The sequence below is a fragment of the Streptococcus sp. 29892 genome, from assembly GCF_032594935.1.
In the GTDB taxonomy this organism is placed as follows: domain Bacteria; phylum Bacillota; class Bacilli; order Lactobacillales; family Streptococcaceae; genus Streptococcus; species Streptococcus hyiners.
The window spans coordinates 1,874,100-1,899,625 of sequence record NZ_CP118734.1; the positions used below are offsets into that span (position 1 = coordinate 1,874,100).

General features: G+C 44.9%; 25 protein-coding genes, 1 tRNA gene and 1 pseudogene. 3 read left to right on the plus strand and 24 right to left on the minus strand.

Going from position 1 to position 25,526, the window contains the following annotated elements; genetic code table 11:
- Positions 1-6: 6 nt before the first annotated feature.
- From PW220_RS09385 to rsgA, 6 genes are read right to left on the minus strand one after another with little or no spacing between them, the layout of a single operon-like run.
- On the minus strand, positions 7-873 hold the full coding sequence (locus PW220_RS09385; protein WP_248055625.1) for an aminoglycoside phosphotransferase family protein: 867 nt from the start codon (positions 871-873) through the stop codon (positions 7-9).
- Positions 873-1,814, minus strand: coding sequence for a 3'-5' exoribonuclease YhaM family protein (locus PW220_RS09390; protein WP_248055627.1), 942 nt, complete (start codon positions 1,812-1,814; stop codon positions 873-875). Before PW220_RS09390 ends, PW220_RS09385 begins: the two co-directional genes overlap by 1 nt.
- Positions 1,804-3,042, minus strand: a complete 1,239-nt coding sequence (locus PW220_RS09395; protein WP_248055629.1) for a DNA recombination protein RmuC — start codon at positions 3,040-3,042, stop codon at positions 1,804-1,806. The genes PW220_RS09390 and PW220_RS09395 overlap by 11 nt, the downstream gene beginning before the upstream one ends.
- Positions 3,043-3,675, minus strand: coding sequence for a thiamine diphosphokinase (locus PW220_RS09400; RefSeq protein WP_248055637.1), 633 nt, complete (start codon positions 3,673-3,675; stop codon positions 3,043-3,045).
- Positions 3,668-4,327 (minus strand): ribulose-phosphate 3-epimerase, encoded by a 660-nt coding sequence (gene rpe / locus PW220_RS09405; RefSeq protein WP_248055643.1) that lies wholly within the window; start codon positions 4,325-4,327, stop codon positions 3,668-3,670. The genes PW220_RS09400 and rpe overlap by 8 nt, the downstream gene beginning before the upstream one ends.
- A 14-nt stretch (positions 4,328-4,341) precedes the next feature.
- Complete coding sequence (gene rsgA, locus PW220_RS09410; RefSeq protein ID WP_248055645.1) at positions 4,342-5,217, minus strand: ribosome small subunit-dependent GTPase A; 876 nt, start codon at positions 5,215-5,217, stop codon at positions 4,342-4,344.
- A gap of 123 nt (positions 5,218-5,340) precedes the next feature.
- Here rsgA and PW220_RS09415 point away from each other — a divergent pair.
- Positions 5,341-5,422, plus strand: a tRNA-Leu gene (locus PW220_RS09415).
- A 48-nt stretch (positions 5,423-5,470) separates the two neighbouring features.
- Here PW220_RS09415 and PW220_RS09420 read toward each other — a convergent pair.
- The 9 genes from PW220_RS09420 to PW220_RS09460 all read right to left on the minus strand — a co-directional run bounded on the left by PW220_RS09420 (position 5,471) and on the right by PW220_RS09460 (position 16,139).
- The gene (locus PW220_RS09420) at positions 5,471-7,063 is read right to left on the minus strand and encodes an ATP-binding cassette domain-containing protein (RefSeq protein ID WP_248055647.1); all 1,593 of its coding nucleotides are present in this window, start codon (positions 7,061-7,063) and stop codon (positions 5,471-5,473) included.
- A gap of 140 nt (positions 7,064-7,203) precedes the next feature.
- Entirely contained in the window at positions 7,204-9,648 is a 2,445-nt protein-coding gene (locus PW220_RS09425) for an LTA synthase family protein (protein ID WP_248055650.1), read from the minus strand.
- A 12-nt stretch (positions 9,649-9,660) separates the two neighbouring features.
- Entirely contained in the window at positions 9,661-11,391 is a 1,731-nt protein-coding gene (locus tag PW220_RS09430; protein WP_248055653.1) for a hypothetical protein, read from the minus strand.
- 202 nt (positions 11,392-11,593) lie between these two features.
- On the minus strand, positions 11,594-12,466 hold the full coding sequence (gene rsmA / locus PW220_RS09435; RefSeq protein WP_248055655.1) for a 16S rRNA (adenine(1518)-N(6)/adenine(1519)-N(6))-dimethyltransferase RsmA: 873 nt from the start codon (positions 12,464-12,466) through the stop codon (positions 11,594-11,596).
- Positions 12,463-13,896, minus strand: a complete 1,434-nt coding sequence (locus tag PW220_RS09440) for an SseB family protein (RefSeq protein WP_105124328.1) — start codon at positions 13,894-13,896, stop codon at positions 12,463-12,465. Before PW220_RS09440 ends, rsmA begins: the two co-directional genes overlap by 4 nt.
- Before the next feature lie 87 nt (positions 13,897-13,983).
- Positions 13,984-14,400, minus strand: a complete 417-nt coding sequence (locus PW220_RS09445; RefSeq protein ID WP_398582939.1) for an 8-oxo-dGTP diphosphatase — start codon at positions 14,398-14,400, stop codon at positions 13,984-13,986.
- A 42-nt stretch (positions 14,401-14,442) separates the two neighbouring features.
- Positions 14,443-14,811, minus strand: coding sequence for a hypothetical protein (locus PW220_RS09450; RefSeq protein ID WP_248055665.1), 369 nt, complete (start codon positions 14,809-14,811; stop codon positions 14,443-14,445).
- A complete protein-coding gene (rnmV, locus tag PW220_RS09455; RefSeq protein WP_248055670.1) occupies positions 14,804-15,373 on the minus strand; it encodes a ribonuclease M5 in 570 nt (189 codons plus the stop codon). The genes PW220_RS09450 and rnmV overlap by 8 nt, the downstream gene beginning before the upstream one ends.
- Positions 15,357-16,139 carry a TatD family hydrolase gene (locus PW220_RS09460; RefSeq protein WP_248055674.1) on the minus strand — a complete coding sequence of 261 codons (783 nt, stop codon included), beginning with the start codon at positions 16,137-16,139 and terminating at the stop codon, positions 15,357-15,359. Before PW220_RS09460 ends, rnmV begins: the two co-directional genes overlap by 17 nt.
- Positions 16,140-16,244: 105 nt before the next feature.
- Between PW220_RS09460 and PW220_RS09465 the strand changes: the two genes are divergently transcribed.
- Positions 16,245-17,063 carry a Cof-type HAD-IIB family hydrolase gene (locus PW220_RS09465; RefSeq protein ID WP_248055681.1) on the plus strand — a complete coding sequence of 273 codons (819 nt, stop codon included), beginning with the start codon at positions 16,245-16,247 and terminating at the stop codon, positions 17,061-17,063.
- Between the two features lie 49 nt (positions 17,064-17,112).
- Here the strand turns inward: PW220_RS09465 and rpmH are convergent, their stop codons facing one another.
- The 6 genes and pseudogenes from rpmH to PW220_RS09495 form a co-directional block, all read right to left on the minus strand.
- Entirely contained in the window at positions 17,113-17,250 is a 138-nt protein-coding gene (gene rpmH, locus PW220_RS09470) for a 50S ribosomal protein L34 (protein ID WP_002939016.1), read from the minus strand.
- Positions 17,251-17,418: 168 nt separating this feature from the next.
- On the minus strand, positions 17,419-18,405 hold the full coding sequence (jag, locus tag PW220_RS09475) for an RNA-binding cell elongation regulator Jag/EloR (protein ID WP_248055682.1): 987 nt from the start codon (positions 18,403-18,405) through the stop codon (positions 17,419-17,421).
- Positions 18,406-18,429: 24 nt separating this feature from the next.
- The gene (locus tag PW220_RS09480) at positions 18,430-19,242 is read right to left on the minus strand and encodes a membrane protein insertase YidC (protein ID WP_105117250.1); all 813 of its coding nucleotides are present in this window, start codon (positions 19,240-19,242) and stop codon (positions 18,430-18,432) included.
- Positions 19,226-19,585 carry a ribonuclease P protein component gene (gene rnpA / locus PW220_RS09485; RefSeq protein ID WP_105117249.1) on the minus strand — a complete coding sequence of 120 codons (360 nt, stop codon included), beginning with the start codon at positions 19,583-19,585 and terminating at the stop codon, positions 19,226-19,228. The genes PW220_RS09480 and rnpA overlap by 17 nt, the downstream gene beginning before the upstream one ends.
- An 87-nt stretch (positions 19,586-19,672) precedes the next feature.
- A pseudogene (locus PW220_RS09490) lies at positions 19,673-19,954 on the minus strand (hypothetical protein); the annotation flags it as partial.
- A 51-nt stretch (positions 19,955-20,005) separates the two neighbouring features.
- Complete coding sequence (locus PW220_RS09495) at positions 20,006-20,881, minus strand: VOC family protein (protein WP_248055683.1); 876 nt, start codon at positions 20,879-20,881, stop codon at positions 20,006-20,008.
- Positions 20,882-20,987: 106 nt separating this feature from the next.
- Here PW220_RS09495 and PW220_RS09500 point away from each other — a divergent pair, with 106 nt between their 5' ends.
- Positions 20,988-21,488 (plus strand): NUDIX hydrolase, encoded by a 501-nt coding sequence (locus tag PW220_RS09500; protein WP_248055684.1) that lies wholly within the window; start codon positions 20,988-20,990, stop codon positions 21,486-21,488.
- A 49-nt stretch (positions 21,489-21,537) separates the two neighbouring features.
- Here the strand turns inward: PW220_RS09500 and mmuM are convergent, their stop codons facing one another.
- From mmuM to gltX, 3 genes are all read right to left on the minus strand, one after another.
- Complete coding sequence (gene mmuM, locus PW220_RS09505; protein ID WP_248055692.1) at positions 21,538-22,485, minus strand: homocysteine S-methyltransferase; 948 nt, start codon at positions 22,483-22,485, stop codon at positions 21,538-21,540.
- Positions 22,486-22,497: 12 nt separating this feature from the next.
- Positions 22,498-23,874 (minus strand): amino acid permease, encoded by a 1,377-nt coding sequence (locus PW220_RS09510; protein WP_105117245.1) that lies wholly within the window; start codon positions 23,872-23,874, stop codon positions 22,498-22,500.
- 138 nt (positions 23,875-24,012) lie between these two features.
- Complete coding sequence (gltX, locus tag PW220_RS09515; protein WP_105118598.1) at positions 24,013-25,467, minus strand: glutamate--tRNA ligase; 1,455 nt, start codon at positions 25,465-25,467, stop codon at positions 24,013-24,015.
- Positions 25,468-25,526 lie beyond the last annotated feature (59 nt).

Consider the following 25,526-nt stretch of genomic DNA (forward strand, 5'->3'; position numbering starts at 1 on the left):
CATTTTTCACAAATACCATGATGGTTGAAGCCTGCTATAGCCTTGATACCAAGTCCAAACAGCATCAGCCTGTTCTTTCATCAAGGGGATTTGGAGGGGATCCACCTGTTCCGCCCAAGAAAGAGCCCCTAGACTGTTCACGGTCAGATAAAGGGCTAAAAGCCTCCAAAATTCCTCTGGAATAACTCCTTCAAAGTAGGCTTCCACCTGACCACGCGCAAAGGCTGGCGACAAGTCTGCCGTGAAAATCAATCGATTAAACTCTTCCCAAGGATCTCCTATATCGTAGCGATCAAAGTCTAAAATTTTCAGTCTTCCATCCTGGCCCCGTAGAAAGTTCCCTGTATGAAAATCACCATGATGGTAGGCAATTGGTCTTCCTGCCAGCAAGTGACGATTGGCCTGAACAAAGTCTATCATAGCTTGACCATTTGGATAGGAATGACTAGCTGCTTGGTAGGCAGCTAATTTATTGTCAATCTTAGCCTGATAGTAGTTGTTCCAGTCCCGTTGGCTTTGGTCAATAGGCAAGGCATGTAAGGTTCGCAAGAACTGACCTGACTGACAGCCCAGTTCATATAAGGTTTGTTCTGACAGACTGGTAGCCAAGTCATTCATATCCTGACCTTCTATCCATTCATAGAGGCTATGGACCGACTTCTCATCTGTCCAAAAGGCGATTGGCTCTGCCACAGGCAAACTTAGACCAAACAGTTTTTCAACTAACTGAAACTCTAATCGCTTAGCCTCATAGGCTGGTCGCTCTGCTATTCTCAAAAGACCAAGGCGACCATCTTCTAGCTGGACCTTATGCTTTCGGTCCGAGGACCAACCTTTGGTGAGGGGCTGTCGAGATACAATCCCAACTGCCATCAGTCGATGTTGGGCTTATAGAAGGCGCGGTTATCCATGGCAAAGATACGGTTGGTCATCTCGCCTGGGCCGACCTTGTCCAAGGCCGATAGCATCATCATCATTTCCGCATCGATGTTGTCAATCATGTGGAGGATTTCCGCCTCCATAATCTGCGGACGGACAGGGCTTCCATACTCCAGCAAACCGTGGTGGCTGAGGATGACGTGGCGCAGAACAGTCACTTCTTCCTTGCTATCGTCAATGCCCAATTCCATCAAGACCTTGGTAATCTCTTCATCAATCAGGGAAATGTGCCCAATCAGATTGCCACGGACAGTGTAGCCAGTGTTATCAGGACCTGTCAGTTCAATCACCTTGGCTAGGTCATGAAGCATAATCCCTGCGAAAAGCAGGCTCTTGTTGAGCTGAGGATAAATGTCACCAATTTTATCTGCCAAACGGACCATGGTCGCTGTATGGAAGGACAAACCTGAATAGAAGGCGTGGTGATTGGTCTTGGCCGCTGGATAGGAATAAAATTCCTTGTCGTACTTGCTGTAGAGAGCACGGACAATCCGCTGCCAAGTGGCATTTTCAATGCGGAAAATCATCTGGCTCAAGTATTCCTTGGTGTCCTTGACATCAACAGGTGGTTTTTCCTTGAAATCAGCAGGATCATTTGGCTCACCAGCTTTTGGCAAACGAAGAACCAGTTGATTGACCTGGGGGGTGTTGTTGTAAACTTCACGGCGTCCCTGCATGTGAACTACTGTTCCAGCAGTAAAGTCTTTGATTTTCCCTGGTTGGGCATCCCAGACCTTGCCTTCAATCTCGCCCGTATCATCTTGGAAGGTCAGAGCTAGGTAGTCTTTGCCAGCTCGTGTTTGACGGACTTCAGCTGTCTTGATCAGATAGAATCCTTCGAAGAATTCATCTTTTTTCATTTGGTTAATTTTCATTATCTTCCTCATCTAATGGGGACAGGCCAAGCAGTCCCTTGGTTTGATCATCTTCGTACAGGTCAATGGTACGAAGACTACGCTCGATAGCGTTGGTGCGAGTGGTTAGGAGTTTGTCAATATTGCTGCTGGCCTGATTGAGCTGTTTCTGAGCCTTGACCAAGAGGTCAGAAAACTTGCCAAATTCCAGCTTGACATTGCCCAAGACCTTGGAAATATCATCGGCCGACCGTTGAATATTGAGGGTCTTAAAGCCGACGGAGAGCGAATTAAGCAGGGCAGAAAGTGTGGTGGGTCCAGCTACTACGATATTTTCCTGACGGCGAAGCTCATCAAAGAAAATCGGATTGCGGACCACTTCTGAATAAAGCCCTTCGGTTGGCAAAAACAAGACGCCAAAATTAGTGGTTTCAGGCGGATTGAGGTACTTGCTCTGAATGTCCTTGGCAAAACGTTTAATAGCCGCTAAGAGATTTTTGCGGTGGAGGTCAATCTGGTCCTTGTCCCCACTTTCGTAGGCATCTTCCAAGCGATAATAGTCCGCCAGCGGAAACTTGGAATCGATTGGCAAGTAGATATAATCTCCCTCGGTCCGTCCCGGTAGCTTGACCGCATACTCCACGCGCTCATTCGAGCCTGAAACCGTGGCAAACTCTCGCTCATATTGGCTAGGTGTCAAAATATCCTCGATAATCTGTCCCAGCTGCAATTCGCCCATGATGCCACGGGTTTTAGTGCCAGACAGGACCTTGTTAAGACTGCCCACATCACGCGCCACCGTCTGCATTTCGCCCAGACCACGATTGACCGATTCCAACTGCTTGGACACCGTTTCAAAGGAGGCTTGTAGGCGGGTTTGCAGGGTTTTCTCCAGTTTTTCCTCAACCGTCTGCCGCATTTCTTCCAGGCGTTTTTCATTGGACTCCTGAATGGCCTGCAAACGGCGATCGGTGGCATCTCGATTTTCCAAGTGGCCCTTATTCAGCTCTTGACGGATGTCGGTTAGCTGTTGGTAAAGCTCCGTGCGGAGTCGTTCCACTTCCTGATGAATGGCCTGCTGCTGTTTGAGAGTTGCATTTTCTAGTTGATAGCTGAGCTGGTCAGACAAGTTGTCTGCAGTATCTTCGGCTTGATCTTGCAAAAGCAGGGCCAAGCTCTGCCATTTTCCATAAAGAAAAACCAAGGCAAGCAAGACCAGTATCAGCAAAATAAGTAGTACAATATCCATCTAATCCTTGTCCTTACTGTAGATCAGGACCACGTAGCCCTGATCCAGTTGAATGTCTATGTCCCTATCTATAAATTCGTTAGAAGCATAGCATTTTTTGAAAAAATAATTACTGGCATCCAGCGGGTACTTGGCATGACGAATGGTCAGGCGACTCTGGTCCGACGGCATAAAGGAAATGTACTTCATACCAGCAATCGGTGACAAACGGTGCTGACCTGCAGGTCGAAAACGGACGATGTTCTGACTGTCCACCAATTCAATCTGCTCCATATAGGCTGCCAAGTCTGGCTCAGCAGGCAAGAAGAGATTGCTCATCATGTGATCCATGCGACCACCCAAGGCTCCGTATATACGAACCTGAGCCTGCGGATAGGCCTTGAAGATTTCCTTTAAAGCCAGCTCCAAGTCTGTATCAGCTTTTTCAGCAGGAGCTTGCAGAAACCGCTCTGCCATCTCCCTGATCCGCCCTAATTCTTCAGGTGTCACCGAGTCAAAATCACCGATAGCCCAGTCAAGAGGCAGGGAATGGTCCAGAAGACGAAGAGAGCCTGCATCTACCCCCACATAGAGGTCGGCAGGCTCAGGAAGGCAGTCAAAGGAACCGCCTGCAATGACAGCAACCTTAGTCATTGAGGGCAGCTCTCAATTTGGCAACGTTGGCATCCAAATCGCCTTTGAAGAGATAGGACCCTGCCACAAAGACATTGGCACCCGCATTTTTGGCTGAATGAATGGTCTTGTCGTCAATCCCGCCGTCCACTTCGATGTCAAAGTTCAAGCCCTTGGCTTCACGAAGTTTGACCAAGGCCTCAATCTTCTCAGCCACTTCTGGAATGTAGGCCTGACCACCAAAACCTGGGTTGACCGTCATGAGCAGAACCTGATCCACCAAGTTGAGCACAGGCTCAATGGTCACAAGAGGAGTGCCTGGATTGATCACCACACCCACCTTCATACCGGCAGCACGGATTTTTTGCAGGGTCCCATGCAAGTGAACCGTTGCTTCTGCGTGAATAGTCAAGATATCCGCACCAGCGCGGGCGAAGCTTTCGATATGGTTTTCAGGATTGGACACCATGAGGTGGCAATCGAAGACCAGCTTGCTATGAGGACGCATAGCCGCAACCACATCCGCACCAAAGCTGATATTTGGCACAAAATGACCATCCATAATATCAATATGAACGTATTCCACACCTGTCTGCTCAATACGCTTGAGCTCTTTTTCAAAATTTGCATAATCTGCCGCCAAAATAGACGGTGCAATCTTATAATGTGACATAGAGTACCAACTTTCTATTTGAATTTCTTACTAACCTTGGTATAGGTTTCACGCTGATTTTGGATTTCGCTGAGGAATTGGAGGTAATTGTCAAAGCGACTTTGGGAAATGGCAGAGCTGGCAACAGCTTCCTTGACTGCACAATCCGGCTCGTGTGTGTGGGTACAGGTCCTAAATTTACAGTCCTGACTGCCTTCCGCAATCTCTGGGAAACAATCTGTCAGAGCCTCCGCCTCCTTGACTTCATAGTCTAGGGATGAGAAACCTGGCGTATCCGCAATTTTCCCACCGAAGACATTGTAGAAGCTGACCGCACGAGTGGTATGGCGACCACGCCCCAGACTATCTGAAATTGCCCCTGTTTCCAAGGCTAATTCTGGCGCAATGCGATTGAGTAGAGTCGATTTGCCAACCCCTGTCTGCCCCATAAAGACCGTCACCTTATCCTGCAATAGTGGCGTCAATTCCTCCAAACTATAGACAAAAGGATAGCCAATTTTCTCATAAATAGCCTTGAAGTCATCCATTTCTGTCCTGTCTTCTACCAAGTCCATCTTAGAGATGTAAATAACTGGGTCCATATCCTTTTGTTCAAGGAGAACTAGGAAACGATCCAGTAGATTGGCATTAAAATCAGGTTCCTTGGCTGACATGATAACCACCGCTTGATCGATATTGACGATAGGAGGTCGAACCAAACTATTCTTTCTCTCGTGGATTTTTAAAATATAGCCTTCTGAATTTTCCTCAGCCGAAAAGTCCACAAAATCACCCACATAGGGCGTTTGTCCCTTCTTACGAAAATTTCCTCTGGCTCTGGTTTGATAAATCTGTCCATCTGCCTCAACATAGTAAAAACCAGCCAAGGCCTTGATAATTCTTCCTTGCAATGAAGACTCCTTTGTGTGTACTTGTTCCTATTATACCAAATTTCCTACAAAAAAACCGCAAGCGGTTTCGATTTTACACTTTACTCTAGTCATTTCAAATAAAAAATAGTATAATAAAAACAAGCGGAGGTGGTGGAACGGCAGACACGCATGCTTCAGGCGCATGTGCCCATCGGGTGTGAGGGTTCAAATCCCTTCCTCCGCATGATAAATGGAGAGACCCCAAGTCAGAATTATTGGCTTGGGGTTATTTTTATATCTTCTCGCTCAGTTTCCCATCACGCATTTCCAAAACCACATCAAACAAGTCTAGGATAGCTGGGTCTGATTGGTGCAAGATAGTAATGATCAGTTTGTCCTCCAACTGCAAGAGGTTGGTCAAAACCTGTTTGGTCAGGGCAGGGTCTAAATGAGCGGTCGGTTCATCCAAGAGCAAGATGTCCTTGCCGCTCATAAGGGAACGGAGCAGACACAGGACATTTTTCTCGCCACCACTCAAGAGACTGGGGTCTGTTGTTGTATGCAAGGTGTCCTGTAAACTCTTTGGCAAGCTCTTCAACAAGCCAAGCATGACATCTCTTCCCTTCTCATAGGTCCCAAAGACAGACACATTGCTTTCAAAATCGGTATGGTAAAGATGTTCAAACTGGCTGAGATAGAAGGCTGTGGCAGTTTCCATTTCATGCAAAACATCATTTTCCAGATAGGAAACACTTCCCTTATCCAGAGCTAGTTCTCCTGCCAACACTCTTAGAAAAGTCGATTTCCCGCTAGCTGACGGACCAATGATGGCATACTTTTTCCCCTTGTCAAACCGATAGGAAAAATCTGCTACCGCTAATTCTCCCACATGATAGGCCACATCCCTGACTTCCAAGGCTGTCACATTGGGATAGCTTGGCACTTGCTCAGACAAGACCTGACCAGCAAGATAACCTTCTAAGTTGGCAACTGTTTCCTTGGTCGAATGGATATAATTGACATCCAAGAGGATGTATTTCATAGGATAGATGAAATTTTCAACATAGCTAAAAGTCGCAATGGCAGCTCCAATGGTCAACTCTTTTTGCAACAAGAGGTAGCCGACCAAGCCAAAAGCTGTTAATTGCACCAAAAACATGGAAAATCCATTGACAACATTGGCCAAGGTTTTGAATTGCCCAAAGCGAAAACGGGCTTGCTCACTTTCTTCTACTGACTGATGATGGACACGGCTGATGGAGCCGAAAGTTTCGGTATTAACGCGGTTCTTAGCAGAAAAGAGGTCTGTCACCACCTGAAAATAACTTTCCAAACTCTGTAAAAATGCCCGCTGTCGCTGAGAAAGAGGACCGGAAATCCACTTGGGAATGAAGACCGCCAAGGCAGACGACAGAATAATCCCAATCGCAACCAGCGGATGAACAAAGAGAAAGAGGGAAACCGCATAGATGAGCATGCTCAAACTAGAACGAATAATGTCCATGAGAGGACTCAGATAACTCTCCTCAATGGTTTCCAAATCGTTGTCAAAAATGGACAGATAGGCAGAGACATTCTTCTCTGAAAATTTGGATAAAGGCTGTGATAACAAGCTGTTTGCCAGGCCTTTTTTAGCCGTGACATAGAAGCCCTGAGACACCTTCCACTCATAAACCTGGGAAATGTACTGAAAAACTGAATTGGCAATGATGGTCAAGGCATAAGCCAACAAGAGCCAGACAAGCCCTGTCCAGCCCATCTGAAAAATATGGTCAAAAAGATACTTATTTAACTCAGGCAAAACGACATTGGTTAAACTATATAAGATATGGAAAACCAACTGAATGGCAATAACAGGCCGAAGAGATGATAGTATTTTTTTCATGTTCTTTTACCCCTAAATTCAATTTAGGACAATAGGGTTCTAATTGTTTAAAGTCTTGTTATTATTATACTACAATCCCCACGTTTGTGTCCTTTTTCACATAAAACAAACCAAGCCAGCATTCTGACTTGGGCATAGTTTTATTCTGTTGTTTCTGTCGCCACCTTGAAAAAGTCTTTGTATTTCAAAAGGTAGCCTTTTCCTGTGGATAGGTCGTATTGGACCAGCTTGAGTTCTGCTGCGACTGTTGCATCGCGCTCAGCCTGCCCTACACGGTCCTTGTGGAGCACTTCTGTCAAGAGAGCGTAGTAAGGACTGACCTTATTATTGGTCGTCTCCAGCATCAGTGCATTGAGATCGCTAGAATTGACCAAATCATAATGGTAGTCTTCCGTTTCAAAATTACTCCAAACGAAATAGTCGGTCTTATATTGCAGACTTGGGTCCGTCACAAAGGCAGACTCTGGATAGAGACCTGGCAGGTGGTCACCGTAAAAGACGACTGTCACTTTTTTATCCAAGGTCTTGAGCTGGTCTAGGAAATCCCTGGTCGCCTGGTCCGTAAAGGATAGAAGACGAACATAGCTATTAAGGTTTTCATTCTCCTCAGCCGCGAAGCCCTCACCCGAAGCCGTAATACTAGCTGGCTCTAGGGAATTCCACTGCACATGGTTCTGCATGGTAATGGCAGACACAAATGTATTTGTTCCTGAACGTACCTGCTCCAAAATCAAGTCATAAGTCTTTTTATCACTGATAAAATTCCCTTGATAATCTTCAGCCGTCACTGTCAGAGGATAAGCAGCACTATTCAGAGTGTAAAACTGCTCAATTCCCAACTGCTTATAGATTGAATTACGATTGTAACTAGTATCGTAGTAGGGGTGAATAGCGACACGATTATCTGCTGGATAGAGGTCACTGATACTTGGCAATTTCTTCATATTTGGCGCCACATCCAGATAGACGGACGAAATGGACGAGTTGTAATTGTAGAAGGGCAGACCACTGTAGACCTGAAACTCGATGTTAGCTGTACCACCACCATAGTGGTCACTCTTCATCAAGCCACTGGTAGTCTGACTCATGATGTACTCAATATTTGGAAGGACATTTTGACTAAGGGTCACGCCTGGAATCCGACGCGGATCAGCCAAACTCTCACTAAGAATGTAGATAACCGTCTGGTCAGTCAATTGACCTGTCCGTTCCGCATTGATTTCCTCGGCCAGGGCGGTGTATTTCTTCACAATCGCCTTCATGGTCTTCTCAGAGTAATTTTCAGGCTTTTCCATACTGGTCTTGCTGAGCTGTTGCAACCAGAGGAAGGATAGGGTGCGATAACGCGCCACAAAGGCATAACCCTTCCAGTCTACGTTACGCCAGTTATTGACCTTAGAAAGAATAGGAACCCAGCCAACAATCTTATGGTCTTTTTCATTGCGAATCGCCCACCCCATTCCCAAAATCAAGGACACAATGATTGAAATCCCTGCCAGCCGTTTCCAGATAGAAGCGACAATCCTTCCTTGGAAGTAGTTCTTGTGAATTTTCCGATAAAGAAAGAACAGAAGAACTAAAAAGAATAGCGATATGAGCACAACACGCAGACTGATAAAGCTGAGAATCATCCCCAAGTTCCCGACCCACTTGAAATCATTGGGGGTCAATGGCTCCGAACGATAGCGGAATTTGAGGAAATTGGCCGCTATCAAGGTCACATTTAAACCGGCAATGACAGCAACCGATAGGATTTGACGGTTGATGACCAAACTAATGATAATGTTTAGGAAAAAGAGGCAGGCAATCTGAAAGACAATGGCTCCAGGAAAGAGGTGACGGGTGAAATATGAACCCGTTCCCCCAGCCATAGAGGCCTGATAACCGATATGCGACAACATAGCCAGAGCCAGGCTGATAAAGAGCATACTGTGAACGTTGGTCCGATTGGCCTTAAACTCTACAAATGCCTTATGAAGATAGCGGAGAAAAATATAGGTCCCTATAAAATGAATAGGGGCAAACAGCGGTGTCTGGCTAAAGAATTCTATATAAGACCCCTTTTCCACCAAGCTCTCATAATGGCTATCTTTCCAATAAGAGATAGCTAGAGGGCTGAGAGAAAGCAAACTGGTCAAGAGCAAATAGCCATCTGGTACCAAGTGATTGGCTGACCACTGGCTTAATTTTTCTCGAATACCCGTCTTCTTCCGCCATAAAAATGCCAATAATACAGGAAGAGCCAACATCAACAGAAGCTCAAATTGAAAGAGATTATTACGGAAAATATTCCAGGCTTGATATTTCTTGGCATTGAGCCGATAGACTAGATTGACAAGATACAGAAAGCCTAGAAAATAGCCGACATACTTGGCAAAGCTCTTGGTCTTGATAAACTGTTCGTACTTATCCAGCAGGACCAAGATATAAAAAGTAAAAATAAGATAGGCAAGTAAGGGCAGAGGGATAAACCAGAGCGGAAAAGATACTCCACTTAGCAATAGAGCCCGACCCATCGCCAGCAAAACGGTCATAATCATAACCAGAATAAATTGCTTGCTTGCCTTTGGATTGATTTGTTTCATAACATTTCTCTCTTAGGAAAGGCTTGATTTTCGGTAAATAAAGATGTAGTGCATCGACCAGACTAGCCATCCAGTCAAGCTAATCGCGATAACAGGCAGTAACCACCATTGTTGCTTGTAGGATAGGATTAGGGTATTTTGCCCCGGTTGGCTGGTAACTGTTGGCACACCGATATCGGAAAGTTCCACATCCTCTCTATCCAATACCTGTTCATTCAAAACGAGCTGACTATCTTGGTAGACAATAACTGGTACCACAGTTTCTTCTGCTTCTGACGCCGTCCAAGTTACCACCAGCTGATTACCATCAACTTCTTTTTTAAATTCCTGATTTGGTAAAATCACTTGGTCACGATAGGTAAAATAGGTATTGTCCGACTCTTCATTGGTCAGATGTCCCGTCTTTTCTGATAAATCTGGTACATAGTCAGGCGTGGATTTCTGAGCAATGTGGATAAATTCACCCAAGTCTTTGGAATAGAAAGAAGCCCGTAACTCTTCCGTCGTCCCGTACAAGGTCGTATGAATTCGTTTTTGTAGGAAGGTATCGCTATAGTAATGTCTTTTGATTTCCTTATAACTTTCATTCCAGAGGAAGCCAACCGAAACAAACAAAGAAATAACAGTCAAACCAGAAAAGATTTTCTGCATTTTGTCTGACAAGCCAGATACTTGTAGCCCTACAACTCCTAATAACAAGGCATTGGCATAGAGGAAGAAACGGAAAGGAAATTGGATCAACTCAACTAAGTCAATCCCCTTACCAGCTACTAATTGCCAAGGGAAGAGGTTGGTTGACAAGACCAAAAATACTGCGTAGGTCAGAGCAAGACCAGCCAGAACCAGCGATTGTTTCTTCCAATTTTTCACCAAGAAATAAAAATAAATTCCAAAGAAAATTGGCAGTGGATATGGATAGTAGAGAAAGGCTGTTTTCAGCCATGTGACAGTATTTTGAACGAATTTCTTATTTACAAATGGAGGAACCAAGGTGTTGGTCGCATTGATATAAACCAGTGGCAACCAGATATTGATGGTCAGGAGCAGGAAAATCCCTACCGAAAGGGCTACTTGTCCAATAATCTTCATTTTTTGGTCTGATTTCCACCAACCAATGAAAAAGAGAATGCCATAGGCAATGACCAAGAACAAGGTCGATAGCATATGGACCTGTAACATAAGCCCCACAGCACCTGCCATAAGGAAAATGGGTACTTTTTTCGTCTGCAAAAAACGGACTGCAGGGATTAAACAAAGCGGAAAAAGAGCCACTCCCCAGCTGGTAAATCCTTGGGTTGCCCACCAATACTGAATGGAATAGGTGGTCACAAAGAACATAGACAAGAGAATGGAGTGAGCATACTTGACCTTGACCTCACGCATGAGGAAATAGAGAGAGGTGGCACTCAGAGTTCCCAAGAGAAGATTGGACAAAATTTGATAACGAAACCAGGTCCCACTTAAGAGTACCAAGGCTCCCTGTAGATAGGCAAAATAAGGACCATAGAGAGCATTGACAATCCGCCCTGACTGCTGATAGCCATACAAACTGATGATATAGGAGAAATTGCTCTCCTTCATCTGCATAGCCGCATCATAGAAACGGTTGTAGTGGAAAATCAAGTCCGCACCTGTCACCATGCCCTTGGTGAGCAAGTGGGGAACCAATAATAATAAAGAAAAGCCCACAAATAGGCCCAGGGCTACTAAATGGGGATGCTTTTTCAGCATAGTTTTTAACATATAGATACCTTCATAAAAAAAGAGGGAAACCCTCTCTTGTTTTTGTAAATATTCTGCCAATTTGCAGACAATATTTTTCAAAAGTTAGTCATATTTCAGTATAGCAAGCTTTCCACCCACTGTCAACGAACAAGGCAAATAGGAAAACAATTTTCCATTAAAATAAATATTGATTGCAGATTTCTCCGCAATCAATACTTGCTTATAAACCGACTTCCTGGAGGCTGTCAGACAGACGTGCGAAGTCAGCCATGGAAAGTGCTTCTCCACGAACACTGGCTTCCAGCTCTGCCATGCCAAGTGCCTGCGTCAGCTTGTCCTTAACTTCTTCGGACTTACCGAAATGGTTGGTCAGGTTGTTCCACAAGGTCTTGCGGCGGTGCACAAAGCTAGCCTTGGACACCCGGAAGAAGAAATCTTCGTCCTTGACGCTCACCATGGGTTGCTCGCGGCGAACCATTTTGAGAATGGCGGAATCCACGTTTGGTGCGGGTACAAAGACGGTGCGAGGCACGATGAAGGCCACCTTGGCAGTCATGTAGTACTGGACCGCAATGGACAGGCTGCCGTAGGCCTTGGTGTTTGGCTCGGCAGAAATGCGATCGGCCACCTCCCGCTGCATCATAACCACGAACTCGCTGAAGGGAATCTTGCTCTCAATCAGGTGCATGAGGATGGGTGTGGTGATGTAGTAAGGCAGATTGGCCACGACCTTGATAGGCAGGTCAGGATTTTTGAAATTCTGAATCTGGGTCTGCAGGTCGGTTTTCAAGATATCTTGGTTGACCACGGTCACATTGTCAAAGCGACCCAGGGTGTCCGCCAAAATCGGAATCAGGCGGTCGTCAATCTCAAAGGCCATGACCTCAGCAGCATTCTCTGCCAAAAACTCGGTCAAGGCCCCGATTCCAGGACCAATCTCGATGACATTGACATTCTGGTCAATCTCTGCCGTGTCCACAATCTTCTGTAAAATATTGGTATCGGTCAAAAAGTTCTGACCGAAAGATTTCTTAAAGGTAAACCCGTGGCGTTCCAGGACGGCACGAGTAACGTTTTTGTCTGCGATTCTCATGTGTGTTTCTTCTCATTCATCTGTTTCATTTTGAGTTTAATGTGATCAATTGGCTTATCGCCCCATATCTTTTTCATGTCATCATAGGCACTTTTGCTAATATACATACCAGCATCTAGGTATTGTGTAGCATTGATAGCAAAATCGTGCTGCTCAATAAAATCATCAACCGTCGTTATCATCCCATTCCATTCATCATCAAATACCATTCGCAATCGTTTCCAGTCTGTAAAGACTTGAAGCGTTGTCCGGCCATCTTTGTATTTCCCTTCACGAACTGGAAAGGACATGGTAGATTTCTCTTTCAATACCGTTTTCCCATCTGCATCAACAGCATCGTGGATAAGATTACCCTTCATTGGGATTAGCAACTTGGCACCCATCAATTCCCTAGCCATAAAACCATAGTACAACTGAAAAATTTGCTTAGCTTCATCTGTTTCTGGATGACCTATTTGTCCCATAAGCAACATCCAACGAACCAAATCTGGGTTAGTAATTGGTACTTGAATTTCTGGAATTCCACTAAAATCGGGTTTTGGAACCAACTCTTTCGCCCAGACTACTGTATCTTTGGACTCAATAAAAACTCCAAGTGCTCCATTTAGGTAAAATTCAGTTCCTAAAGCGTTGGTAATTCCTTCACCATCTTCCCCTTTTTCAACCTTTCGTAAAGTCACATCAGTCCGTTTAGCTTCTGTTAATTTTGTCATTACATAGTCGTAGCGTTCCTCATCTACAATCTGTATCAACGGATCTGTACAAAGGAATGAGCCATCTTCTCTTTGGAAGGTTTCAGAATGGAGGTGAGCTTCTCCGGTTCGTGTCGATTGGAGAACATAGATCCTATCAGCTACTAAAAGTTTGTCTCTGACAATATCTTTCAATGTTTTGATTTTTTGAAGATTCTCGTCAATTTCCTCTGCTGAGAAAAGTTTGTCGTTTCTTCTACAGTAATCAATAAATAGCCCTACCAATTCAGCAACATCAGCTAAGCTGGCTTTCTGAATATCCTCGGGTTTTAAAATTGCCTCTTGAAAGCCAATAAAACCATCAGCTAACGCTCTGAGATAAGCTTCTTCTTTAAAGTCAACGCTAGCAACAGCATTATACAGGACTAACCCTGTTTTGGCAAACTTTTTATCAGACAGAGCTACTCTCAAGCTACCTTTTTGATTGTTCAAGACTTGCATAGAAATTTGAGATTTCTCAATCCCCTTGATTAGTACAGTATGTTCCCGGCTGCCCTTAACAAAAGTAAGCCTATCACCCACCTTTATTGTACCATAAGCCTGACCAGATAAAATGACTTCCCCAGAATCTTGCGAGTTAAAGACCGCTTCTACACCAAAAGCAACTGGCTGCTGGGTAGCTGTTGTCACGTCTGTCATCTCATCTTTATTCTTTTTCCAAAAATCAAATAATCCCATCTTCCATCCTCCAGATTTAACATCTCACTCAATTCTGAAATAAGACTCAACTCCCTCACAGTAACTGCCATTTCCAGCTATTTTTCATTATCGATTCTCCACCTTCCACTCACCGTCTTCAAACCAGAAAAAATTCTCCGTCAGCTGTGGCTGTTCAAAGATTTCCAACATAGCTTCAAAACCGTCTGCCAGCTGAACATTCTTCAGGTCCGCACGATCAATCCAAAAGACTTCTCCCTCATCAGAAGATTGGAGAACTCCTGAAAAATGGCTGGTTTTGTAGCAAAATACTAGATAACGATAGTGGTCAGTAGGATCCGTCCAGTTTTGAATGCCACAGAGTTCGAGGTTGAATACAGTCAAGCCCGTTTCTTCTTTGACCTCACGAATGACGGAGGAAATAATACTCTCGCCACGTTCGACATGGCCACCCGGAAACGTGACGCCCGGCCACTTCTCTGACTTCCTATTCTGGACCAATACCTGCTGACCGTCTGTAATCATGCACATATTGGTTAAGACAACTTGTTCTCATCTAGACATTCCCTATCTCCCCAAATCATCAAAATAATAGAGATTCAAAAATTCTTCCTCAGTAACTGGACGTTCAAAATTGTAAAACCAACGATAGACTTCCACGGCTGGTCCATCAAACTCTACCCTGTCGTCCATTTCTTGCAGACCAGCAATATGAAACAAACGGCTCTGCTTCCAAATACCATCCGCATTGACATAGCCATCTTCGACCAGATTACGCAAATAGTCAAGTAGCGCTTCCGTGTTAACCTGCTCATCCTCCCAAACAAGGACATTAGCCGGTAGCAAGTAGGTCACTTCTTCATAGGACGAGTAATTCTCATAAGAAGGCTCAAAATCGTTTTTTACCAAGCACTTAACAGCGTAGACCCTATCCATGATAGTACTCCATACACTCTTCAACTTCCACCAAACTTATCCCAAACAACTCCAAGCGTTTGAGCAGTTGCTTGCCATTGCAGTAACCGATGCGGAGCTGCTCTCCCAGATACTCTCTCCTCTTGCGACTATCTCCGCCCATAAGCAAGCCTAGGCGCATTAGGTCTGACTTGCTGATATCAAAGTTATTTTCATCATCATAATAGCCACGCAGGCCTGCAAGGGCCTTTTCCAAGTCTTCAAAGCTGGCGTGCTCAATGCCCAAGGACCGCCCTTTTGTCTTGGACTGGGGCCGAGCCTCATCCCGCTGTAAGAAGGCGTGTTTGACCGTGGGAATGGCCTGCATAATCATCTTTCGAATCCGCTCGCCATTGTAGTCTGGGTCAGTAAAGACAATCACGCCCCGCAGGTCATGGAGTTTCTCGATGCGTTCTAAGTCATCGTCTGATATGGCAGAGCCTCTGGTTTCGTAGGTATCCACCTCATAAAATCGTTTGAGATTGGCTGTATCATCCTTGCCCTCGACAACGAGGACTTCTTGTATCTTAATTTTCTGAGTCAATTCTGAACAAGCTCCTTGCATTCTCGTAGGTCGCTCTCGCCACTTCTTCGACCGACTGGTTGCGAAGCTGGGCCAGCATATCCACCACATATCGGGTGTAGCCGGTACGATTTTCCCGACCACGCTTAGGAACTGGGGCCAGATAAGGCGCATCCGTTTCGACCAGGATTTTTTCTAGGGGCAATGCTTGCGCCACTTCCTGAAGCTCGACAGCTTTTTTGAAGGTCACCACTCCCGAGAAGGAGATGTGCATGCCCAGGTCCATGAAGGCCCGAGCCTCCTCCAGCGTGCCAGAGAAGGAATGCATGATGCCTCCGCGTGGACCGACGCCGACTTCCTTGATAATCTGATAGGTATCTTCCAAAGCATCGCGAGTATGAACCACAAAGGGCAAATTCAACTGCTTGGCCAGCTCCATTTGCCGCTTGAAGACACGGGCCTGGGTTTCCTTATCTGCCGTCATCCAGTAGTAATCCAGCCCAATCTCGCCCAGGGCAATGACCTTGGGATGTTTAAGAGCCTTGAGTAGATAACGTTCTACTTCCTCGTCATAGGTGCCAGCCTCTGTCGGATGCCAACCCAATGTCAGATAGATTTCGGGATGCTGGTCAGCAAGCTCCATAGCCTTGTCAATGGTTGCTCGGTCAAAACCGACGACGTTGTGGAGGGTGACCCCCATCTCCTTGGCAAAATCTAATTCTTCTTGGACCCGACCATCAAACTGCTCAACATTGAGGTGGGTATGGGTATCGAAAATTTCTATCATCTTACTTCTCTTTCTTTTCTACCATTATACCATACTTTAGACCTCTAGCTTTCAAGACAGTTTTGTAGAGAATATGCTACAATAATCTGAAAAGGAGAATAAATAATGATTAAACTACTCGCTATTGATATGGATGGAACTCTGTTGGACGATAAAAAGGAGATTTCCCCTCGCAACCAGCAGGCCTTGCGACAAGTTGCCGAGGCTGGAATAATGGTGGTACTGTGTACAGGACGACCCCTGTCTGGTATTCAACCCTACTTTGACCAATTGCAGTTGCCACATTCCCCCTATGCCATTGGCAACAACGGCTGTCTAACCCTTTCGACTGATGACTGGTCTATCCTGTCTTATCAATCGACACTGCTAGCTCATGTTGAACAATTAGTCAAACTTCTGGAGGAATTCCCTGGTCTTAACCTAGTCCTCTTTACACCTCATGCTAATTATGCACTGGGACAAGAGCTCAATGAGGCCACGAAAAATGATGCTATCATCGAATCTTCTATCCTTTACCATACAGACTTGGAGAATTTTCGCTCCTTAAACATACCTGTCCTTGTGCCGATTTTTATGGGAGAGGCTGAGGAACTGGATCAACTGCAACTAGCTTACGGTAACCAACTAGCAGAAAACTTCCAACCTGTCCGTAGTTTAGACTATGCTTTTGAAGTCCTTCCAAAAGGAGTTAGTAAGGCTAGTGCCTTGGCTAGACTAACAGAGAAGCTCGGCATAACTCCAGAGGAAGTCATGGCGGTTGGAGATGGGGACAATGATATCCAAATGCTCCAATGGGCAGGGCTTGGCATTGCCATGAAAAATGCAAGTCCATCCCTACTCAAGTTCGCGGATGATATCACAGACAGCCATAATGAATCTGGCTTGGCCAAGGCTATCGAAAAGCATCTCCTCAATGTGAAATAAGGACGAAAAAACCAGCAGACTCGAGTTTCTGCTGGTTTTAGTTGTATTCTTATGCTACTGTAAGAACTTTACGTCCCTTACGGCGACGAGCTGCTAACACGCGACGGCCATTTTTAGTTGCCATACGGCTACGGAAACCGTGTTTACGTGCGCGACGGATTTTACTTGGTTGAAAAGTACGTTTCACGATGAATACCTCCTCTTAGATTCTTGTATTCGTTTAGCCGGCTAGTTTTGATCAGTTACTAAACATACCAAACTATTTTATATAAAATCTGGGGGTTTGTCAAGCTATTCTGTTCTATTTTCAATCAGATTAAGAAAAAACATTGAAAAAAAGAGGCTGAGCCTCTTCTTAATCGCGATGTCCTTCAATATCTACCACTACATAGCGGTTTGGTTCGCTACCTTCTGAATAGCTAGTCAAACCATCCATCTTAGAAATAATGCGGTGGATAATTTTACGTTCACTGCTTGACATAGGGTCTGTGTGGTAGGCTTCCTGTTCAACCAAGACACGCTCAGCCAATTTTTGCGCATAGCCTTGAAGAACTTCTGCACGGTGTTCTACATAGTCATTCACATTGATGGTAATGTAGAAATTACGTTCGTAACGGTTGTAAAGGAAGTTCTGAGCCAAGAGTTGCAAGGCCTTCAAAACTTTACCATGATAGCCAATGACACGTCCTGGTTCATTGGTGTCGACTTGGATATTGATTGTACGTCGGCTATAGCTGGTTTCAATACTTGCTTCCACATCCATGTCGTCTAGAATTTCTTGGATGTAGGCAGAAACCTCTGCAACAACCTGTTCAATGTCATACTGGGGCTCCACTTTGATATTTAAATCAGCAAATTCATCCTTGACAACTGGCTCTGGGCTAGTCACTTCTTCTGGAGTAGGTGTCTGACTTACACTTGCTAACAATTCGTCAGAAAGAATTTCAATGCGCCCAGTTTCTTCAAGAATGGTTGTCGCTTCTTTTTCGTTCTTCAAAATCTGAGCCTTAATCTCATCATCAAGCGTTTGACCAGATTTTTCAAATTCCTTAACTGCCGCAACAACTTTTCCTAAATCAATCGTAGCTTCTGAAACACTCTTGACTGGCTCATTGAGTTCATTGATTTCACTTGGAACGCCTCGAACAGCCTTTTGGTTGGCTTTGACAACTGTTGTTTCGTTGATAACATCAATATCTACGATGGCTGGTTTTTTACCAAAACCAAAGAAACCTTTCTTCTCACGCGCTACAACAGTGATATGTGCCTTCTTACGGGGAATATTCAATTCTTCTAGACCATTTTGAATGGCTTCTTCAACATTTGCACCTGTAAATTTCATTTTCTCTCTCCTATTCGTTTCATCCTACTTCTGTTTGCGAGCCTTTTTCTGAGCCCGTCTGATTTTAGCTTGACGCTCTTTTTCAGCATCAATTTTAGCTTGACGCTCTGCTATGATTTTAAAAGGATTATTAAACACCAAGGTTTGAACCACTTGATAAGCGTTAGATACCGTCCAGTACAGGGCCACACCACTAGCGGCTGTAACAGCAAAGAAGAAAATCAGTACTGGCATGATGTACATCATAGCTGTAATGGCACCGTTTTTCTCAATGGCTGCCTTATTGGCCAACCAAGTACTTAAGAAGGTGAAGGCTGCTGCTAAAACTGGAAAGATAAAATAGGGGTCAGCTTCACCAAGATTTACCCAGAGGAACTGTCCAACCTTGAGAGCTTCCTCCGTTATCAGAGCTTGATAGAGAGCTAGCAAAATCGGCATCTGAATTAAGAGTGGCCACATGGATGAGGTCATGTTGACACCGTTCTCTTTATAGAGTTTTCGTGTTTCCTCATATAATTTCTGACGAGTATCCATATCACTTCCAGCATACTCTTCCTGTAAAGCACGTAGCTGGGGTTGAAGTTCCTGCATCTTACGCGAAGAATTCATTTGAATTTGGAACAAAGGCAATAAGATAGTCCGAATGATAATCGTAAAGAGAATAATCCCGATACCAATCTGACCGTTGATGGACAAGAATTGAATAATGCTAGCAAACCAATGAATCAATCCATTCCATGCGCCCGAAGACTGACTGGAGGCTGTTCCTGTTCCACAAGCGGTTAGCACGAGTAGAGTTGTGGTCAGTAGCCCAGCCCACTTAAGATTCTTTTTCAATCGCAACACCTTCCTGGTATAATTTAGCTAGTTTTAAAACATGGATGAGGTTTTTCTTGATTTCCTGATAGGACAGCTCTTCAACTCCTTTACGAGCGATGATTACAAAGTCATCCGTCACCAACTCTTGCTGGCATTCTATCAGGACATGGCGAAGTCTTCGCTTAATGCGATTTCTCATGACAGCGTTTCCCAATTTTTTGCTGACAGATAGGCCTACTCGGAAATGAGCCTGGTCCTTGGGTAAGCAGTAAACCACAAACTTCCGATTGGCTACATTCTTTCCTTTTGTAAAAATGTCATTAAAATCTCGTTCACGCTTGACACGATAGCTTTTCTTCAAACCGTCACTCCATCTTTCAAAATTACCTCTATTATACCATAAAATTCAAAAAAGCCAATAAACATCACGTTTAGAGGCTTTTTGAAACTAGTAATTGCTCATTTGCTTGTTGCATTCGCAGATAAAATTATGCAAAAACTGTCCCGTCAAGCGATTGACACGGTGGACTGCTGTTTTTGATTGAAGTGCCGTGTAGATGTCCAATTCAATCAAATCAGAAATTTCTTGGTAGCATTCCAAGGGCACATCTTGTTAATAGTAACCTGCCTTGCTGCATTCCAAGACCAGTTTTCCAATAATTTCATGAGCCTGGCGAAAGGGCATTCCCTTGCTAGCCAAATAATCTACCACCTCAGTTGCATTTGAAAAAACTTCTCTGTTGACTGTCCACAAGAAGAAAAACTGACCGAAGTCAGCTTTTTAGGATAAAATCTCTTTAATCTGGTCAAAATCCAGACGACGCATCTGCAGAACGGCATCATTAACAGCCTTGACGGTTTCTGGGCTAGCCGTATCGTATGCTTCCATCAACATACGCGGTACAATCTGCCAAGAAATACCGAACTGGTCCTTGACCCAACCGCACATTTCCGCCTCTGGCACTGCTGACAGGAGGTCATAATAGAAATTGAGTTCGTCCTGACTATCCACATAGACCATGAGCGAGAAGGCCTCGTTGAAAGACGCTTCGCCACCGTAACCGTGGTCCATAACAATCATTTTCTGTCCACCGACGATAAGTTCCGCATAATTCAGTTTAGCAGCCTCAACAGCAGCCTCCCCCTCACCGTAGTAGGAAAGTTGACCGACACTAGCCTGAGGCAACTTATCCTTGTAATAATCTAGCATAGGCTGGGCCAAACCAACCTGGTCCTGTGAGAAGAGCAGGCAGATGTCAAACTGATATGGCTTGTCCAAGTCCGGTGCATAAGACAGTTGCCAAGACAGACCAAAGCGGTCTTCCAACCAGACATAGTAAGGGCTGAAGGGATATTCTCCCAAAGGCATGAGAATACGACCGCCTTCTGACAAGGCTTGGTACAAACGTGTCACTTCATCCTTGCTGGCTACATTGACCATGAGAGACATGGATTCATTGAGCTTAAAGTATGGACCCGCACTAATAGCCGCCAAGGTCATATCGCCCAGTTGAAACTGAATCAAATCCGAATCACCCGAAGGCGTATCCGTAATGGTGTAAGTCCAGTCAAGCTTGCCACCGAAGAGGTCCACGTAGAAAGCCACCGCTTCTTTTGCCTCTGTGTCATACCAGAGATGAGGAATAATAGGCTGCATAAATTTCTCCTTTACTTTCGTCAGCCCATTATACCACACATTTGTCCGTACAAGCTCACAGGAAAATTTCCTATGCTATAATAGAAAGATAGAAAAGGAGCAAGCTATGGAAATCTGGAACGCCTACACAGCCGACGGTCACTTGACCGACCACACCCTCACACGAGGAGAATCCATTCCCCACGGCCTCTACCACCTGGTCGTCGAATGTATCATCCGCCACCACGACGGCAGCACTCTCTTCATGAAACGCGACAGCACCAAGCCCTCCTACCCTGACTATTATGAAGCAACAGCAGGAGGCTCGGCCTTGTTTGGGGAAATAGCAGAGCAGGCCATATTACGCGAAGTCCGCGAAGAGACAGGCATTGAGCTGACAGCTGACCAACTCCGCCACCATACACACTTTATCGCCCATGATGACCAGTGCATTTTCCACTGCTACTGGGCTGAAACCGACTGGGACAAAGCTGCTATCCAACTCCAAGCCGAAGAAACCAGCAACTACATCTGGGTCCCACAAGAAAAGTTGAAAGATTTCCTGGAAACAGAGCTAGTCATTCCAAGGCAGAAAGGCTATGTGGAGAGGCTATTTTTAGAAAGCTAAATTCCCCTAACAGACAAATCCCCACCGTCATGTGACAGCGGGGATACTTTTATTTCAAACCTGCAACTAGGCTAGTTATATCAGCTGGTCGGGTACGGCAACACCCTCCAACTACCTTGGCACCCAGTTTGTGCCATTCAAGTGTATTATCCAGAAGGGAATGGCTGTCGTCTGCTTTTTCCTTCCAAGTTTGAGTGGCTCCATCATAGACTTCCCCAGAATTTGGATAGGTGACAAATGGTTTATCCGTTTTTTCTCTCAACTGACTGAGAAAGGCTGAATAGAGCGAAGGAGCCGTACAGTTAAGACCAACCGCCAAAATCTGCTCACTACTGTTGACCAGCTCTGCTATTTTTTCAATAGACGTTCCGTCAGAAATCGACTGACCGTCCTGTGATGTGAAGCTGATATAGGCTTCAGCCTCTGGAAAATCCTCTACCAACAGCTCTACTAAAGCTTGGGCTTCAAGAACATTTGGAATGGTTTCCAATGCCAAGAGCTCAGCCCCATGTTCTAAGAGAAGCTGAATTCGACGGCGGTGGAAGTCTTTTAACTCTGACAGACTAATGTTGCCATAGTCACCCGTGTATTCAGCACCGTTGGCCAAATAGGCAGCGTAGGGACCCACATCACCTGAAATGAGAGGGTAGGTTCGTTGTACTTTTTCAGCTTCAGACAATTCTGCCCAGACCTCATCACGCGCTTCCTTGGCCAAATCAACGGTCAAGCGAATGAGTTCCTCTGCCTCTGCTGGTAACAAACCAACTTCTGCCAGTCCTTCAAAGGTCGCCTGATAGGTTGAGGTTGTCACCAAGTCGGCCCCAGCACGAACGTAGTCCTTATGAATATCCTTGATGTACTCGGGATTTTCCAATAGATATTTGGCAGACCAGAGCTTGCCCGATACATCATGACCTCGAAACTCTAATTCTGTTCCCAGAGCACCGTGCAAAATGATGTATTCCTTTTGTTCTAATAGTTCTTTAAAACGACCCATACTCGATCCCTCCTACCACTTTTTAAAGCGGATATAGTGATAAATATAGCAGCCAATCATGAATGGCACACCAAAGTAAAGACCAGCACGCTGAGAAGGATCCCAACCGATTCCGATGATGGAAATAACCAACAAAACAACCGTAATCCACGGCAAAGTTGGTGAAAAGGGTGTCTTGTATTCCAATTCATCTTCGCTATGATTCTTCAAAAATTCACGTCGGAAGCCGATTTGTGCAAGCGGAATAGCCAACCATGCAATGACAACCGCAAAACCAGCGATAGAAACTAGGGCCAGGAAGATTGTATCTTCTGCATAAATAGACGCAATCAAAGCGATTACAACACCAATCATGGACAAAATCATGCCACGCATGGGAACACCGTGTTTATTAATTTTTACCAATTCCTTACTAATCATGCCTTCATTGGCCAAAGACCACAGCATACGACTTGAAGCATAGAGACCAGAAGTCGATGCAGATAAGATAGCTGTCAAGATGATAAAGTTCATAATGTCAGCAGCATAAGGAAAACCTATCTTGTCCAAGACAAGTACGAACGGTGCTTCTGTCACACCTGCTTCTGACATAGGAAGTAAGGCTGCCAAAACAACGATTGTTAGGACAAAGAAGATGACCAAGAGACCGATTGTCGATTTAATGGCTTGCGGTACAGCTTTCTTGGGATTATCTGTTTCACCTGCCGCAATTCCGATCATTTCCACACCTGAAAAGGCATAGTTAACAGACAGCATGACCGTGATAAAACCAACCAGACCGTTAGGAAGTAAGCCGTTACTTGTGATATTGTTAAATAGCGGCGCAGCTTTGGTTCCCTCAAATGGCAAAATACCAAAAATAGCCAAAGTCCCAAGCACGATAAAAGCTGCAATGGCATAGACCTTGACAGACGAGAGTGAATCCTCCGCCTTGGCAAACCAACCGACAGATAGGGTGTTCAATCCAAAGACAATAACCGCAAAAATCGTCGCAAAAATCCAAATCGGCACACTAGGAAACCAGCGTTGCATGAGCTGGGCTGCCCCCACAAACTGCGAGGCCAGAGCAACGACCCAGCAAAGCCAATACATCCAGGCCACCATGAAACCAGTACCTGGACTGATAAACTTGGTCGCATAGGTGTGGAAAGATCCAGTCACCGGCATTGCAACCGACAATTCACCTAAAGAGAACATGACCAAGTAAACCATGACAGCTCCAAATAGATAGGCCGCAATAGCTCCAAATGGCCCAGCCTGTGCAATGGTATAGCCTGAACTTAAGAATAAACCAGTTCCGATTACCCCACCGATAGACAACATCTGCAAATGACGACTGTTCATCTCTCGATTAAAAGTACCCTGATTTTCAAAATTATGATTTTCCATACACTCTCCTAAATTCTTGTGATTAGTCTATCATACCATGAATTTTCAGAAACTGGTTATATCGTTTTCAAGCTTATTTCCATAGTTTTAAACTATAACAAATCCCCACCGCCATATATGACAGTGGGGATTTGTTCATTACAAACTCTTCAACATATTCTCAATATGCTGGATAGATTTTTCACGGCCGAGTAGGTAAATGGTATTTGGCAACTCTGGTCCATGCATTTCGCCTGAAACGGCGATACGGATTGGCATGAAGAGGTTTTTGCCCTTGATGCCTGTTTCTTTTTGAACAGCCTTAATTTGTGGGAAGATATTATCTGGTTGGAAATCTTCGTCCGTCATGGCTTCCAATTTTTCCTTAAGAGCATTGAGGACAGTCGGAACAGTTTCACCTGCCATGACTTCTTTTTCCTCATCCGTCAATTCTGGGAAATCAGAGAAGAAAAGGTCTGTCAAACCAACGATTTCATCCGCAGATGACATCTGTGGCTTGTAGAGTTCCACCAATTTTTCTGCCTTGTCTGTCAAGCGACCAGCCTCTTCCAAGAATGGTTTAGCAAGATTGAAAATAGTTTCCAAATCAGCATTTTTGATGTACTCATTGCTCATCCAGTCCATTTTCTTCTGGTCAAAGGCAGCGGGTGACTTGCTGAGACGGTTCTCATCGAAGAGTTGGATAAATTGCTCACGGGAGAAGATCTCTTCCTCACCACCCGGGTTCCAACCCAAGAGACCGATAAAGTTGAAAACAGCCTCCGGCATATAGCCTTTACGACGGTAGTCCTCGATAAACTGAAGGGTGTTGGTGTCACGTTTAGACAACTTTTTACCAGTTTCAGAGTTGATAATCAAAGTCATGTGACCAAATTCTGGCGCTTCCCAACCAAGTGCTTCATAGACCATGAGCTGCTTGGGTGTATTGGCAATGTGGTCATCCCCACGGATAACGTGTGAGATTTCCATCAAATGATCGTCAATAACTACGGCAAAGTTGTAGGTTGGGTAACCGTCGCGTTTCTGGATAACCCAGTCGCCACCGATGTTGCCACCTTCAAACTCGATTTCACCCTTAACCATGTCATTCCACTTGTAGATACCAGCTTCATTGACAGCCAAGCGAACAGTTGGGACAATGCCAGCCGCCTCACGCTCTGCGATGTAGGCCGTTTTTTCATCCTCAGACATGCCAAGGTATTCGTTGATGTAGCGAGGTGTTTCGCCTGCAGCTTCCTGACGCTCACGCTCCGCCGCCAACTCTTCTTCGGTCACGTAAGACTTGTAGGCCTTGCCTTCTGCCAAGAGCTCATCCACATACTTCTGGTAAATGTCCAAACGCTCAGACTGGCGGTATTGCTCATGGGTTTCTGGACTTTCATCCCAATCAATACCCAACCAACGCAGGTTTTCCAGCTGAGAACGCTCTCCGTCTTCCACATGGCGCTTGCGGTCTGTGTCCTCGATACGAATAAGGAAAGTACCGCCATGATGACGGGCAAAAAGATAGTTGAACAATGCTGTACGAGCATTTCCGATATGTAAAAGTCCCGTTGGACTTGGTGCGTAACGCACACGAATTGGTTTAGTCATGTTTCTCTCCTGTAAAATTTCAATCAAGAACATTATAGCATAGATACGAGTAAGAAAAC

Coding starts and splice junctions, on each gene's coding strand:
- PW220_RS09385 (WP_248055625.1), bottom strand. CDS start 873: ATGGCAGTTGGGATTGTATCTCGACAGCCCCTCACCAAAGGTTGGTCC.
- PW220_RS09390 (WP_248055627.1), bottom strand. CDS start 1,814: ATGAAAATTAACCAAATGAAAAAAGATGAATTCTTCGAAGGATTCTAT.
- PW220_RS09395 (WP_248055629.1), bottom strand. CDS start 3,042: ATGGATATTGTACTACTTATTTTGCTGATACTGGTCTTGCTTGCCTTG.
- PW220_RS09400 (WP_248055637.1), bottom strand. CDS start 3,675: ATGACTAAGGTTGCTGTCATTGCAGGCGGTTCCTTTGACTGCCTTCCT.
- rpe (WP_248055643.1), bottom strand. CDS start 4,327: ATGTCACATTATAAGATTGCACCGTCTATTTTGGCGGCAGATTATGCA.
- PW220_RS09420 (WP_248055647.1), bottom strand. CDS start 7,063: ATGAAAAAAATACTATCATCTCTTCGGCCTGTTATTGCCATTCAGTTG.
- PW220_RS09425 (WP_248055650.1), bottom strand. CDS start 9,648: ATGAAACAAATCAATCCAAAGGCAAGCAAGCAATTTATTCTGGTTATG.
- PW220_RS09430 (WP_248055653.1), bottom strand. CDS start 11,391: ATGTTAAAAACTATGCTGAAAAAGCATCCCCATTTAGTAGCCCTGGGC.
- rsmA (WP_248055655.1), bottom strand. CDS start 12,466: ATGAGAATCGCAGACAAAAACGTTACTCGTGCCGTCCTGGAACGCCAC.
- PW220_RS09440 (WP_105124328.1), bottom strand. CDS start 13,896: ATGGGATTATTTGATTTTTGGAAAAAGAATAAAGATGAGATGACAGAC.
- PW220_RS09445 (WP_398582939.1), bottom strand. CDS start 14,400: ATGATTACAGACGGTCAGCAGGTATTGGTCCAGAATAGGAAGTCAGAG.
- PW220_RS09450 (WP_248055665.1), bottom strand. CDS start 14,811: ATGGATAGGGTCTACGCTGTTAAGTGCTTGGTAAAAAACGATTTTGAG.
- PW220_RS09460 (WP_248055674.1), bottom strand. CDS start 16,139: ATGATAGAAATTTTCGATACCCATACCCACCTCAATGTTGAGCAGTTT.
- PW220_RS09465 (WP_248055681.1), top strand. CDS start 16,245: ATGATTAAACTACTCGCTATTGATATGGATGGAACTCTGTTGGACGAT.
- jag (WP_248055682.1), bottom strand. CDS start 18,405: ATGAAATTTACAGGTGCAAATGTTGAAGAAGCCATTCAAAATGGTCTA.
- PW220_RS09495 (WP_248055683.1), bottom strand. CDS start 20,881: ATGCAGCCTATTATTCCTCATCTCTGGTATGACACAGAGGCAAAAGAA.
- PW220_RS09500 (WP_248055684.1), top strand. CDS start 20,988: ATGGAAATCTGGAACGCCTACACAGCCGACGGTCACTTGACCGACCAC.
- mmuM (WP_248055692.1), bottom strand. CDS start 22,485: ATGGGTCGTTTTAAAGAACTATTAGAACAAAAGGAATACATCATTTTG.
- PW220_RS09510 (WP_105117245.1), bottom strand. CDS start 23,874: ATGGAAAATCATAATTTTGAAAATCAGGGTACTTTTAATCGAGAGATG.
- gltX (WP_105118598.1), bottom strand. CDS start 25,467: ATGACTAAACCAATTCGTGTGCGTTACGCACCAAGTCCAACGGGACTT.